Consider the following 13,711-nt stretch of genomic DNA (forward strand, 5'->3'; position numbering starts at 1 on the left):
GATGCATGAAGAAGGATTGACTGATGTCACGGCGTCCCGAGCCGCAGGCGCTCGGTCGCGGTGGCCGCCGCGGTCAGTGTCGGGATCGATCCGAACCACGGCTCGTCGCGGAACGACCGCCACGACAGGTGGTCATAGGTGTACGCGGCATGGAACCCGAGCTCCTCGGCCCGCCGCCAGATCTTCTGCCCCTCGCTCCACCGGTGGATGGGGAGGATCACGGTACTCAGTCGCATGGTGTCGACCTATGCGTCGGAACGGCCGCGCGGCCTTCGCGTCTCCCGGCCGGGTCGTCGAGGCGGGTGCGACAGGTCAGGCATGGGCCAGGCCGTCCACATCGAGGACGTCGACCCGGAGAGCATCGGAAGCGGCCGGTACCGCGGGCACGGCGACTCCGGTGGCGTTTCCGAGTCGGACCTCGCGCCGGATTCCCCGTTGCCGGCCTCGCACGGGCGACGAGGACGTCCTGACCCTGAGGGGGAGGTGCTCCGCCCCTTAGGGGAGATCCTCCGCGGCGTCATACCGCAGCAGCAGACGGGCTCGTCATTCCAGCTCATAGCCCTTGGCGCGTAGGCCCGTTACGTTGAGCAGGTGTCCACTGCTGTCATCAAGACGGACGGCCTCACCAAGAGGTTCCCCCGGGTCACCGCCCTCGACCAGCTCACCGTCGAGGTGCGGCCCGGGGTGGTCGGGCTGGTCGGGGCCAACGGGGCGGGCAAGTCCACCCTCATCAAGATCCTGCTCGGCCTCGCCCCGGCGACGTCCGGCCGCGGCGAGGTCCTCGGCCTGGACGTCGCCACCCGGGGCCCGGAGATCCGCGAACGGGTCGGCTACATGCCCGAACACGACTGCCTGCCACCCGACGTGTCGGCGACCGAGTTCGTGGTGCACATGGCGCGGATGGCGGGGCTGCCGGCCACCGCCGCCCGTGAGCGCACCGCGGACACCCTGCGGCACGTCGGCCTGTACGAGGAGCGGTACCGGCCGATGGGCGGGTACTCGACCGGCATGAAGCAGCGGGTCAAGCTCGCCCAGGCGCTGGTGCACGACCCGAAGCTGGTGCTGCTGGACGAGCCGACCAACGGCCTCGACCCGGCCGGCCGGGACGAGATGCTGGGCCTGATCCGCCGGGTGCACACCGACTTCGGGATCTCGGTGCTGGTCACCACCCACCTGCTCGGCGAGCTGGAGCGCACCTGCGACCACCTGGTCGTGATCGACGGCGGCAAGCTGCTGCGCTCCTCCTCCACCGCCTCCTTCACCGAGGCGACGGCCGTCCTGGCGGTCGAGGTGACGGACCACCCGCAGGACGCCGTCCCGGAGCCGGGCGACGCCGTCCGCGAACGGCTGGCCGCCGCCGGGCTGTCCGTCCAGCCGGAGGGTTCGCACCTGCTGCTGGTCCGGCTGGCCGGCGACGACACCTACGACACCATCCGCGACACCGTCGCCGGACTGGGTCTCGGCCTGGTCCGGCTGGAGCAGCGTCGCCACCGGGTCGCCGAACTCTTCACCGACGAGAACAGGGGAGGGACGGACGATGTCGCTGCCTCCTGACACCAGGTCCGCCGACACCGGCGTCATCCACGACATCGGCTACCGCGGCTACACCGGGCCCCGGCTCGGCCGGGCCTACGCCACCCGCTCGCTGTTCACCCAGAGCCTGCGCGCCGCGTACGGGCTCGGGCGCTCCGGCAAGTCCAAGGTGCTGCCGATGCTGGTGCTCGGCGTGGTCACGATGCCGGCCGTGGTCATGGTGGCGATCGCGCTCGCCACCAGCGCGAAGGAGCTGCCGCTGGACTACCCGCGGTACCTGTCCTCGTTCGTGCTGGTCGTGTCGATCTTCCTGGCCTCGCAGGCGCCGGTGCTGTTCTCCCGGGATCTCCGGCACCACACCGTCCCGCTGTACTTCTCCCGCCCGATCACCCGCGCCGACTACGTCCGGGCCAAGTTCGCCGCCATGGTCAGCGCCCAGTTCCTGCTGATGGCGGCGCCGTTGCTGGTCCTCTACATCGGGGCGCTGCTCGGCGGGCTGGACTTCGGGCACAACACCGGGCACTTCCTGTCCGGCCTGGTCGCCGCCCTGCTGTACTCCCTGGTGCCGACCTCGGTGGCGCTGGTGGTCGCCGCCGCGACCCCGCGCCGCGGCTTCGGGGTGGCCGGGATCATGGGCTACCTGGCGATCAGCACGGCCGTGGTGGCGATCCTGACCCGGATCGGCACCGCCACCGAGCTCACCGTCCCGGACTCCGTCCAGTGGATCGCGCTGCTGTCGCCGAACGACCTGGTGGAGAGCCTGACCAACCAGCTCTTCGACGTCGGCGGGATGGACGGCCGGATGCACGCGCCCGGCGGGCTCGGCGTGGTCGTCTTCACCGCCGCCGTCCTCGCGATGGTGTCCGGCTCGTACGGGCTGCTGCTGCGCCGCTACCGCAGCGTCTGATGAACCGAGGAGTTTGAGAGGCGTCATGGCCACCATCACCATCGACAAGGTCTCCCGCTGGTTCGGGAACGTGGTCGCCGTCAACGACATCAGTATGACGATCGGCCCAGGCATCACCGGCCTGCTCGGTCCGAACGGCGCGGGCAAGTCGACCCTCATCCACATGATGAGCGGCTTCCTCTCGCCCTCCAGCGGGGCGGTCACCCTGGACGGCGCGCCGATCTGGCGCAACCAGCAGGTGTACCGGCAGATCGGCCTGGTCCCGGAGCGGGAGTCGATGTACGACTACCTGACCGGCTGGGAGTTCGTGCTCGCCAACGCCGAACTGCACGGTCTCGCCGACCCGGGCGCCGCCGCCCGGCGCGCCCTGGACCTGGTGGAGATGGCCTACGCCAAGGACCGCCGCACCGGGACGTACTCCAAGGGCATGAAGCAGCGGGTCAAGATGGCCTCCGCGCTGGTCCACGACCCGGCCGTGCTGCTGCTCGACGAGCCGTTCAACGGCATGGACCCGCGCCAGCGGCTCCAGCTGATGGAGCTGCTGCGCCGGTTCGGCGCGGACGGCCGGACGGTGCTGTTCTCCTCCCACATCCTGGAGGAGGTCGAGCAACTGGCCCGGCACATCGAGGTCGTGGTGGCCGGCCGGCACGCCGCCTCGGGCGACTTCCGGAAGATCCGCCGGCTGATGACCGACCGGCCGCACCGCTACCTGGTCCGCTCCAGCGACGACCGTCGGCTGGCCGCCGCGCTGATCGCCGACGGCTCCACGACCGGTGTCGAGGTGGACGCGCGGGAACGGGCGCTGCGGATCGAGGCGGTGAACTTCCAGGGCTTCACCACCCTGCTGCCCCGGGTCGCCCGCGAGGCGGACATCCGGCTGTACACCGTCTCGCCGGCGGACGAGTCGCTGGAGAGCGTCTTCTCCTACCTGGTGTCCGCGTGAGGCCGGGCATCCGCGTGAGGCCCGGCGTCCGCGTGAGGCCCGGCGTCCGCGTGAGGCCCGGCGTCCGCGTGAGGCCCGGCGTCCGCGCGAGGCCCGGCGTCCGAGCCACCGAACTCCCGTACCGGACCCAGGAAAGGGCCGACCGACCATGAACCCGACCGTCGCCAGGCTGACCCTGCGCGGCCTGCTGGGCCGCCGCCGCGGCCTCCTGCTGCTGGTGGTCCCCGCCCTGCTGCTGGTCATCTCGGCCGTCGCGAGCGGCACCGCCAGCGGGAACGAGCACGACCTCACCGTCAAGATCCTCGGGCAGCTCGGCCTCGGCACCCTGGTGCCGATCCTCGGCCTGGTCGTCGGCACCGGCGTGATCGCCACCGAGATCGACGACGGCTCGATCGTCTACCTGCTGGCCAAGCCGCTGCCGCGGTGGAAGATCGTCACCACCAAGCTGGTCGTCGCGATCGGCACCACCTGGGTGTTCGCCGCCCTCCCGACGCTGCTCTGCGGCCTGCTGCTGATCGGCACCAGGGACGGCATCGCGCTCGGCTACACCGTGGCCGTGCTGGTCGCCGGGGCGGCGTACAGCGCGCTGTTCCTGCTGCTCGGCGTGGTCACCCGGCACGCGGTGGTGGCCGGACTGGGGTACGCGCTGGTCTGGGAGTCGCTGATCGGCAACTTCGTGTCGGGCGCCCGGACGCTGAGCGTCCAGCAGTGGGGCCGGTCGGTGGCCGAGGCGGTCGCCGGGGACGCCGCGATCGGCGCCGACGTCTCGCTCGGGGTGGCCGTCCCGCTGCTGCTGGCGGTCACCGTGGCGGCGACGGTGCTGGCCTCGGTGAAGCTGGCCGGACTGACCCTGGCCGCCGAGGAGTAGCCGGACGGGGCCGACCCGGGGCAGTCGGGGTCGGCCCGAGCGGAGGTGCTAGCCGAGCGTCCGGTTGCGGCCCGCGCCCCAGCCGGCCGCGCCGACCACGGTGGCCAGCACCAGCATCAGCACCAGGGTGGCCGTCCAGCCGCCGGTGAGCTGGTGCAGCGCGCCGGCGCCGACCGGGCCCGCCGCCGCGACCAGGTAGCCGACCGCCTGCGACATCCCGCCCAGCTGGGCGGCGCCGGCCGCGCTGCCGGTGCGCAGCACGATGAAGGCCAGGCCCAGGCCCAGCGAACCGCCCTGGGCGACGCCCAGGATGGTCGCCGACACCCAGGCGCCGGACACCGGCGCGATCAGCAGCAGGGCGATGCCGAGGCCGTTCAGCCCGGCCATGACCACCGCCAGCCCGCGCTGGCGGGTCATCCGGCCGGCCAGCAGCGGCACCAGGAAGGCGCCCGCGACCTGCACCAGGTTGGAGAAGGCGAAGACCAGGCCGGCCTCGCCGCGGTCCATGCCGTGGTCGGCCAGGATGGTCGGCATCCAGGCGACCAGGGTGTACACCAGCAGCGACGAGATGCCCATGAAGAGGCTGATCTGCCAGGCCATCGGCGAGCGCCAGATGCCCTCGATCGGCTTCTCGGCCACACGACCGGCCACACGACCGGCCGCAGGACCGGCAGGGGCCGCTGCCCCGGACGCCGCTGCCCCGGACGCCGCCGCCCGCTCCTGCCGGGAGCGCAGCACCTGCGGCAGCCAGGCCACCGCGGCGATCAGCGCGAGCAGCGACCAGGTGCCCAGCGAGGCCTGCCAGCCGCCGCCGAGGGCGTGCTCCAGCGGCACCGACAGACCGGCCGCCAGGGTCGCGCCGACCAGCATGGTGGTCGAGTAGACGCCGGTCATCGCCGCCGCCCGGTCCGGGAACTCCCGCTTCACCAGGCCCGGCATCGACACGTTCAGCACCGCGATGGCCACGCCGATCACCACGCAGCCCGCGTACAGCGCCGCCACCGAGGGCAGCACCCGCAGCAGCACGCCCGCGCCCAGCACCAGGACCGCGCCCAGCACCACCCGTTCGGTGCCGAACCGCCGGGTCAGCCGGGGCGTGAGCGGGGCGCCGACGCCCTGGAACAGCACCGGCACGGTGGTGATCAGTCCGCTCGCGGTGGCGGAGAGTCCGAAGGTCCGCTGGATCTCGCCGACCATCGGCGACACCGCCGCCAGGCAGGCGCGCATGTTCAGCGCGACCAGCAGGATGCCGGTCAGCAGCAGCGCGGGGTGGGCCAGCCGGGTGCGGACGGGAAGCGGGAGGGACGTGGTGGCAACCGGCTGCTGGGCACGGGTGACGGCCATGGGTGTGCTGTTCTTTCGTGAATGTGCGAGAGGGCGCGGAGGACGGAAGGGAGGCGGGTGCCTACGTCACTTCCGGGCCGCGATGGCCGCGAGGAGCTGCTCGACGGCCGCGGTCGGCTCGGCGAGCAGCGCACGACACGCGGCCTCGGCACGGTCCGGGTCGCCGCTCTCGATCGCGTCGACCAGCGCCGCGTGGGTGGCCACGGCCACCTCGGGCATGTCGTGGTCGCCGAAGGCCGAGGTCATCGACTCGCGCACGGAGGCACCGAAGTAGCGGTAGACCTCGGTGAGCGCCGGGTTGTGCGCGGCCTCGACGATGGCGGTGTGGAACTCCAGGTCGTGCTCGACGGTGGCCTCGCGGTCGGTCCGCTCGGCGTGCGAGGCGATCACCTCGGCCTCGCGGGCCAGCGCGGCCCGCATCCGCTCGACGTCCTCGCGGGTGTGCCGCAGCGCGGCCAGCCGGGCGGCCTCGGTCTCCAGCGCGGCCCGGACCTCCAGGACGTCCCGGATGCCCGAGCGCTGGACGCCGCGCAGGACGGCGGCCGGGTCGCTGGTGGAGCGGACGAACGTCCCCTCGCCCTGGCGGGAGACCAGCATGCCGGCGTGCACCAGCACCCGGATCGCCTCCCGGACGGTGTTCCGGCCGACCTGGAGCCGCTCGGCGAGTTCGTGCTCGGTGGGGATCTGCGATCCCACCGGCCAGACGCCGCCGGCCAGTTGTTCGCGCAGCTGGTCGATCGCGGTGTCCACCAGGGAGCGCCGTCCGGCCGCCTGGAGGCTGTTGCCGTCGTTGGTCATGCCGGTACTCCCTTCGTTGTCGGTCACCGTGTCGCTGGTCAACGCCGGTCATCGGTCATCCTACAACCGCTTGCCCGGTCATCCTACAACTGGAGGTGAACCCCCGCCGAACACTACGGCGAGGTCGGGAGGAGGAGGAGGGCCTAGACGCCCGGGTAGAGCTGTTCCAGGACGACGGCGACGCCGTCCTCGTCGTTGCTCGCGGTGACCTCGTCGGCGACGGCGAGCAGTTCCTCGTGGGCGTTGGCCATCGCCACGCCGCGGGCCGCCCAGCCGAACATCGGTACGTCGTTGGGCATGTCGCCGAAGGCGATGGTGTCGGCCCCGCGGACGCCCAGGCGGCGGGCGGCGACGGCCAGCCCGGTGGCCTTGGACAGGCCCAGCGGCAGCAGTTCGACCACTCCGGCGCCGGCCATCACGACGCCGACCAGGTCCCCGGCGACGCGGCGGGCGGCCTCGGCGAGCGCGTCGTCGGTCAGGCCGGGGTGCTGGATGTAGAGCTTGCTGACCGGGGCGTCGAGCAGCTGGTCGCGGTCGACCCGGACGACCGGGAGGTCGGAGCCGATCAGCAGCTCGTAGCCGGGGCCGGCCAGCACCTGGCCGTCCAGGCCGTCCTGGTTGGCGGCGACGGCCAGCGGGCCGGTCTCGGCCTCGATCTTGGCGATGGCGAGCGCGGCGAGCCGGCGGTCCAGGGTGAGGGAGGTGAGCAGCCGGTGCGCGCCGGCGTCGTACACCTGGGCGCCCTGGCCGCAGACGGCTATCCCGGTGTAGCCGATCTCGTCGAAGACCGGGCGGGCCCAGGCGGCGGAGCGGCCGGTGACGACGATGTGCAGCGCGCCCGCGCCGGTGGCCGTGGCCAGGGCGGCGCGGGTGCGCTCGGAGACGGTTTCCGTGCTGGTCAGCAGGGTGCCGTCGAGGTCGGTGGCGACCAGCCGGTAGGGCAGGTCGCCACCGCTCGGGCGCTCACCGCTCGGGCGCTCACCGTTGGGGGAGACGGGGCTGGGGCTGGTGGTGCTCATGGGCCGTACGTCTCCCGGGAGTTGCGGGTGGTGCGGGTGGCGCGGTGCTACTTGACCGGTTCGAGGACGGTCCGCCCGCCGAGGAACGGCCGCAGTGCCTCGGGCACGACCACCGAGCCGTCGGCCTGCTGGTGGTTCTCCAGGATCGCCACGATGGTGCGCGGGACGGCGACCAGGGTGCCGTTCAGGGTGGCCAGCGGGCGGGTCTTGCCCTCCTCGCGCATCCGGATGGCGAGCCGGCGGGCCTGGTACTCGGTGGTGTTGGAGGTCGAGGTGACCTCGCGGTACTTGCCCTGGGTCGGGATCCAGGCCTCGATGTCGAACTTGCGCGCGGCCGAGGCGCCGAGGTCGCCGGAGGCGACGTCGATCACCCGGTAGGGCAGCTCCAGCGCGTTGAGGAAGTCCTTCTCCCACTGGAGCAGGCGGCGGTGCTCGTTCTCGGCGTCCTCGGGAGTGGTGTAGACGAACATCTCCACCTTCTCGAACTGGTGGACGCGGATGATGCCGCGGGTGTCCTTGCCGTAGGTGCCGGCCTCGCGGCGGAAGCAGGACGAGTAGCCGGCGTAGCGCAGCGGCAGCTTCTCGGCGTCGAGGATCTCGTCCATGTGGTACGCGGCGAGCGGGACCTCGCTGGTGCCGACCAGGTACCGGTCGTCCTCGGCGAGGTGGTACACGTTCTCGGCGGCCTGGCCGAGGAAGCCGGTGCCGTCCATGGCGGCGGGCCGGACCAGGGTCGGGGTGATCATCGGGATGAAGCCGGCCGCGGTGGCCTGGGCGATGGCCATGTTGACCAGGGCGAGCTCCAGCAGCGCGCCGACGCCGGTCAGGTAGTAGGAGCGGGCGCCGGCGACCTTGGCACCGCGCTCGGTGTCGATCGCGCCCAGGATCTGGCCGAGCTCGACGTGGTCGCGCGGCTCGAAGCCCTCGGCGGCGAAGTCGCGCGGGGTGCCGATCTCCTCCAGGGTGACGAAGTCCTCCTCGCCGCCGACCGGGGCGGCCGGGTCGATGAGGTTCGCCAGCGAGCGGAGCAGGCGATCGGCCTCCTCCTTGGCCGCGCCCTGCTCGGCGTCCGCGGCCTTGACCTCGGCGGCCAGCTCCTTGGTGCGCTGCAGCAGGGCGGCCTTCTCCTCGCCCTTGGCCTGGGCGACCTGCTTGCCGAGCGTCCGCTGCTCGCTGCGCAGTTCGTCGAAGCGACTGCCCGAGGACCGGCGCCGTTCGTCGGCGGAGAGGAGGGCGTCGACCAGGTCGACGTCCTCGCCACGGACGCGCTGCGAGGCGCGCACTCGGTCAGGGTCCTCACGAAGCAGGCGAAGGTCAATCACAGGCCCAAGCGTACCGGGCGGAGGCTCATCCACCGGTACGGGTTTTCCCCTGGGGATAACCGCCCGGATCCTGTGGATAACTTCTGTGGGGAACGGGCGGGGCCGGGGTTATCCACAGGATCCGGGCGGTGCCTGTGGATTGAAGGGGAGGTTGGCCCTCCGATCACCGAAGCCAGGGAATTGAGGTTTCAAACCTCATTTGACCTTCTCGGGTGAGGGAATTGAAGCACTCGGACGGGTGATTTGCTGGCACACGGGTGACTCTGGTCCGATTAGTCATCTCTACGCCGCTAACCAATGATCCGACCGAAACCTGCAGTGGCTATACCGGTTTGTCGACTCATCCCCAGGCCTGTGGATAACTTTCGGCTGTGGATAGTCCCCGCCCCTGTGGATGGCGGGTTCCGGCGCCGCGGGCCCCTGTGGACGACGGGTGCGGTCACCCGCCCCCTTCCGCCCGGCCGGGAGAAAGCGATCGGAAAAGGGCGGAAAGACAAAGGGCATCGATCAGATGTCGTCACGATGCCCTCGCGTGGATCAGATGTCGCCGCGCCCGTCGAGGCACCGGGAGAGCCAGTCGGCGGCGGCCGTGAAATCGTCGTCCGAGGTCCCCGGCCGCCGGTGCGTGGAGACCTGCCGGTCGGCGCGCGGATAGGAGCCGAGGAACCGCACCTGCGGGCTGATCCGCTTCAGCCCCATCAGGGCCTCCGCCACCCGGCGCTCGGACAGGTGCCCCTCGCAGTCGATCAGGAAGCAGTAGTTGCCGATGCCCTCGCCGGTCGGCCGCGACTCGATCCGCATCAGGTTGACCCCGCGCACCGCGAACTCCTGGAGCAGCTCCAGCAGCGCGCCCGGGTGGTCGTCCGGCAGCCAGACCACCATCGAGGTCTTGTCCGCGCCGGTCGGCGAGGAGACCCGGCCCGGGCGGCCGACCAGGACGAACCGGGTGGTCGCGGTCTGCGCGTCCGCGATGTCCTTGACCAGCGGGTCCAGGCCGTAGATCGGCGCCGCGAACTCGCCCGCGAACGCCCCGTCGTAGCGGCCCTCGGCGACCAGCCGGGCGCCGTCCGCGTTGGAGGCGGCCGACTCCCACTGCGCGTCCGGCAGGTTGGCCGCCAGCCAGCGGCGCACCTGCGCCTGGGCCACCGGGTGGCTGGTCACCGTCTTGACCCCCGCCAGGTCGGTGCCCGGCCGCACCAGCAGCGCGAAGGAGATCGGCAGCAGCACCTCACGGTAGATCATCAGCGGTGCACCGGCGGCGAGTTCGTCATTGGTCGCGGTGACGGCGCCCTCGACCGAGTTCTCGATCGGGACGAACGCCCCGGAGGCGTCCCCGCCGCGCACCGCGTCCAGCACCAGCGGTACCGAGGCCAGCGGCACCAGCTCCCGGGTCGCGGCCTCGGGCAGGGTGCGCAGCGCAGCCTCGGTGAAGGTGCCGGCCGGACCGAGGTAGGTGTAGCGGGTGGCCGACATGACGCCTCCGTGGGAAACAGGGGGGAACCGGGGCAGGGGTGTTGCCGAAGAAGTCACCATAACGACTCCGCCCGTCGGCCAGGAAAGCGTTTCAGTGGCCGGGACCGGAGACCGCCGGGGGCGTGCTACTCGAAGAGCTGCTGGCCGAGGTAGCCGCCGGCCGGGACGCCCGGCGGCACCGCGTACAGGCCGCTGGCCTCGTGCCGCAGGAAGCGGGAGAGGCCGTCCCCCCGGGCCAGCTTGCGCTGCACCGGGGTGAAGCCCTTGCGCGGGTCGGCCTGGAAGGCGAGGAAGAGCAGCCCGGCGTCCGGCGAGCCGTCGGGCAGCAGGCCGTCGTGGTACGAGAACCCGCGCCGCAGCATCGCCGCCCCGCCGTTGGCGGCCGGGGCGGCCACCCGGACGTGCGCGTCGGCGGGGATCGCCAGCGCGCCGTCCGGGCCCTGCGCGGCCAGGTCGACGGGGGTGCGCTCGCCGGCCCCGGCGGGTGCGCCGAGCGGCGCGCCGTCCGACTTGCGCCGCCCGATCACCCGCTCCTGCCGGTCGGTCGGCAGCGCCTCCCAGTTGTCCAGCAGCATCCGGATCCGCCGGAACACCAGGTACGAGCCGCCGGCGAGCCAGGCCGGCCGGTCCGGCCCGGCGGTGCAGAACACCTTGGCGGCGAAGCCGTCCTCGCCCGGCCGGGGGTTGTTGGTGCCGTCGATCTGGCCCATCAGGTTGCGGCCGGTCATCGGGCGCGCGGTGGCACCGGGCGTACGGGCGAAGCCGGCCGACTGCCAGCGCAGCGCCGCCGTGCCGGCCGCCTGGCGTTGCAGCACCCGCAGCGCGTGCACGGCCACCAGGGCGTCGTCGGCGCCGATCTGGACGAACAGGTCGCCGTCGCCACGTGCGGGGTCGAGCGCGTCGGCGGGGAAGGGCGGCAGCGGTTCGAGCGCCTGCGGGCGGCGGTCGGCCAGCCCGGCCTTGTCGAACAGGGCGGCGCCGAAGCCGACGGTGAGGGTGAGCGAGCAGGGGCCGGCGTCCAGCGCCACCTGGTTGTCGGCGTCCTCGGCCGGCTCCCCGGCGGTCAGCCGCTCGGCGGTCTTCGTCCAGCGCTGGAGCAGGGCGCGCAGCCCGTCCCGGCCGACGCCCTCGGCCAGGTCGAAGGCGGCCAGCTGGACCCGGGCCTGCTGGGGTTCGAGGATGCCGGCCTGGTGCTCGCCGTGGAACGGCACCCGGGCCGCGCCGAGCGCGCCGCCCGGCCCGGCGGCGGGCGCCGCGCCGGGGTGGCGGTCCAGGGCGACCGCCCCGGCGGCGCCGGCTCCGGCGCCGGCCAGCAGCCCGGCGCCGGCGGTGCCGAGCAGGGCCCGCCGGGTGAAGCCGGCGCGGCCGGGCGCCTGAGCACCCTGTGCTGCGGGCCTCGGCACCGTGGCCCGGTCCGTCGTGGCCCGGTCCGCCGTGGTGCGGTCCGTCGAGGTGTGCTCCATCGCGGTCAGCCGATCTTGAACTGCTGGGTCGGGGTGGTCTGGTCGATGTCGGAGGAGCGGATCTGCACCGACACCACCCAGGTGCCGGCCAGCGGCAGCTGCGCGGTGCCGCTCCAGCGGCCGGTGCCCTCCGGGGTGAGCGCCACCGGCAGCGGGCCGAGGTCGCGGTCCGGCAGGGTGAAGGCGAGCTGCACCTCGGGGACGTCCACCGGCTGCCCGTCCGCGCCGGTCAGCGCGAGGTGCACCTCGTTCGGACCGGTCCGGGCCGGGTTGAGGGTGACGGTCGCCGTCCCCTTGGCGTTCGGGGTGCGGCCCTTGGTGTCGTACGGGAGCTTGAGCTCCACGGTGCGGCCCGGCTCGGTCTGCGGGGCGGGCGCGCCCCCGGCGGCCGGTCCGGCGGCGGGTGCGGCGGCACCGGCCTTGACCTCGCTCGCCACCCGCCCGGGCGGGGAGTTGGTGAGCATCGTGGTGACCACCAGCACCGCCACCGCGACCAGTGCCTCGACCAGCACCGAGCGGCGCAGCCCGGCCCGGGTCGGGGTCAGTCCGCGCTCGCGCCCGGCGCTCTCCCGGGCCGCCTGCTGGCGGGCCAGCTGGGCCTGCCGGAGCGGGTCCTCGGAGTGCGCGGCGGCGACGCCGACCGGCTCCGGCACAGCGGCCGGCTCGACCTCCGCCGCCTCGGCCGGGGCCGCGCGCAGCCGGGCCAGCCAGGTGCGGGAGAACCAGGCGGCGCCGAGCATCACGGCCACGCAGCCGGTCTTCACCAGCAGCAGCCGCCCGTACTCGGTGCCGGTCAGCGCGCCCCAGCTGCCGAGGCCGCGCCAGGACTGGTAGACGCCGGTGGCGGCCAGCACCGCGACCGAGCCGAAGGCGACCTTCGAGAAGCGGTCGACGACCTGCGCGCCGACACCCTCGCGCAGCGCGACCAGCAACGCGGCCAGGCCGCCCAGCCAGAGCGCCATCGCGATCAGGTGCAGCATGCCGAGCGGCAGCGACAGCCAGACCTGGATGCCGACCGAGGCGTGGTCGGCGCCGACCCAGGTCGCCGCCAGGGCGATCGAGAGCACCAGCCCGGCGACGCCGAGGCCCAGCCGGGCCTCGCGCTGAGGCCGCTCGGCGGCGCGCTGCTCCAGCTCCCGCAGCTCGGCCTCCTCGGCCTCCTCGTCGCTCGCGCCTCCGGCGCTCCCCGTGCTCCCCGTGCTCCCGGCGCCGCCGGGCCGCACCGCCGGCCGGGCCGGCTGCCCCAACTGGCCGACCAGCAGCGACAGGAACACCCCGCTCGCCGCGAGCAGCAGCAGCCGGGCGGCCAGCGCGGTGCCGATCCGCTCGTCCAGGGTGGCGCGCACCAGCGACAGGTCGAGGGCCTTGCCGATCCCCGAACCGCGCTCGTACGGGCCGCGCAGCATCAGCACCGCGACGGTGGAGGCCAGCAGCGCCGCCCAGCCGGTCATCAGCAGCCGCTGCATCCGGCGCCGGGCGGCGCCCTCCGGCCAGCAGATCAGCACGAACGCGGCGACGCCGGCGAGCAGCGCGAACGCCGCGTACGCGACGGTGCGCCCGGTGCCGTAGAGGGCGGAGACCAGGCCGTCGGCCTTGGCGCCCTGGAGCGCGGTGGCGGACACCGAGGTGTCCGAGGGCGCGCCGATGGAGAAGGTGAACGCGCCGCCGATCGGGTGCGAGTCCTCCGAGACGGCCCGCCAGGCGACGGTGTACGTGCCGTTGGCGAGCCCGCTGTTCAGTCCGACCCGGGCGGTGTCCGCCTTGCCGTCGGCGTGCCCGGGGTTGCCGGTGTCCACCGCCTTGCCGGCCGGGTCGAGCACCCGCACCGAGTCGCTGGACAGCGACACGGACTCGCTGAAGGTCAGCGTGACCGCCTGCGGGGCGGTGGCGACCACCGAGTTCTGGTGCGGGTCGGTGGACTCCAGGGTGGCGTGCGCGGCGGCCGGTCCGGCGCCGGCGAGCATCAGCGCGAGCAGCGCGCCGAGCGTCCCGAGCAGTCCGGCGATGCGGCGGTGGGCGGCCTTCTCCATGCTGGCGGTCC

At 73.4% G+C, this 13,711-nt stretch carries 11 protein-coding genes and 1 pseudogene; 4 read left to right on the top strand and 8 right to left on the bottom strand.

Annotation, left to right across the window (positions count from 1 at the left end):
• Nucleotides 1-32: 32 nt before the first annotated feature.
• Nucleotides 33-236: pseudogene (locus tag ACIP37_RS03270) on the bottom strand (LLM class flavin-dependent oxidoreductase); the annotation flags it as partial.
• 355 nt (nucleotides 237-591) lie between these two features.
• Between ACIP37_RS03270 and ACIP37_RS03275 the strand changes: the two are divergent.
• The 4 genes from ACIP37_RS03275 (at nucleotide 592) to ACIP37_RS03290 (ending at nucleotide 4,251) form a co-directional block, all read left to right on the top strand.
• A complete protein-coding gene (locus ACIP37_RS03275; protein WP_363581494.1) occupies nucleotides 592-1,554 on the top strand; it encodes an ABC transporter ATP-binding protein in 963 nt (320 codons plus the stop codon).
• Nucleotides 1,538-2,440, top strand: a complete 903-nt coding sequence (locus ACIP37_RS03280) for an ABC transporter permease (protein ID WP_400804438.1) — start codon at nucleotides 1,538-1,540, stop codon at nucleotides 2,438-2,440. Before ACIP37_RS03275 ends, ACIP37_RS03280 begins: the two co-directional genes overlap by 17 nt.
• Nucleotides 2,441-2,465: 25 nt before the next feature.
• Nucleotides 2,466-3,383 (top strand): ABC transporter ATP-binding protein, encoded by a 918-nt coding sequence (locus ACIP37_RS03285; protein WP_363621121.1) that lies wholly within the window; start codon nucleotides 2,466-2,468, stop codon nucleotides 3,381-3,383.
• A gap of 148 nt (nucleotides 3,384-3,531) precedes the next feature.
• The gene (locus ACIP37_RS03290; RefSeq protein WP_063348377.1) at nucleotides 3,532-4,251 is read left to right on the top strand and encodes an ABC transporter permease; all 720 of its coding nucleotides are present in this window, start codon (nucleotides 3,532-3,534) and stop codon (nucleotides 4,249-4,251) included.
• A 48-nt stretch (nucleotides 4,252-4,299) separates the two neighbouring features.
• Here the strand turns inward: ACIP37_RS03290 and ACIP37_RS03295 are convergent, their stop codons facing one another.
• The 7 genes from ACIP37_RS03295 to ACIP37_RS03325 form a co-directional block, all read right to left on the bottom strand.
• Entirely contained in the window at nucleotides 4,300-5,595 is a 1,296-nt protein-coding gene (locus ACIP37_RS03295) for a CynX/NimT family MFS transporter (protein ID WP_400804442.1), read from the bottom strand.
• A gap of 66 nt (nucleotides 5,596-5,661) precedes the next feature.
• On the bottom strand, nucleotides 5,662-6,393 hold the full coding sequence (locus ACIP37_RS03300) for a FadR/GntR family transcriptional regulator (RefSeq protein WP_063351236.1): 732 nt from the start codon (nucleotides 6,391-6,393) through the stop codon (nucleotides 5,662-5,664).
• Between the two features lie 143 nt (nucleotides 6,394-6,536).
• Entirely contained in the window at nucleotides 6,537-7,412 is an 876-nt protein-coding gene (locus ACIP37_RS03305; protein WP_363581484.1) for an HAD family hydrolase, read from the bottom strand.
• 47 nt (nucleotides 7,413-7,459) lie between these two features.
• Nucleotides 7,460-8,734, bottom strand: a complete 1,275-nt coding sequence (gene serS / locus ACIP37_RS03310; RefSeq protein WP_363581482.1) for a serine--tRNA ligase — start codon at nucleotides 8,732-8,734, stop codon at nucleotides 7,460-7,462.
• Between the two features lie 537 nt (nucleotides 8,735-9,271).
• Complete coding sequence (pheA, locus tag ACIP37_RS03315; RefSeq protein ID WP_363581480.1) at nucleotides 9,272-10,207, bottom strand: prephenate dehydratase; 936 nt, start codon at nucleotides 10,205-10,207, stop codon at nucleotides 9,272-9,274.
• Between the two features lie 125 nt (nucleotides 10,208-10,332).
• Complete coding sequence (gene efeB, locus ACIP37_RS03320; protein ID WP_363628056.1) at nucleotides 10,333-11,670, bottom strand: iron uptake transporter deferrochelatase/peroxidase subunit; 1,338 nt, start codon at nucleotides 11,668-11,670, stop codon at nucleotides 10,333-10,335.
• 5 nt (nucleotides 11,671-11,675) lie between these two features.
• Complete coding sequence (locus ACIP37_RS03325; RefSeq protein ID WP_363581476.1) at nucleotides 11,676-13,700, bottom strand: FixH family protein; 2,025 nt, start codon at nucleotides 13,698-13,700, stop codon at nucleotides 11,676-11,678.
• Nucleotides 13,701-13,711 lie beyond the last annotated feature (11 nt).

Source organism: Kitasatospora sp. NPDC088861 (assembly GCF_044750105.1).
GTDB lineage: Bacteria > Actinomycetota > Actinomycetes > Streptomycetales > Streptomycetaceae > Kitasatospora.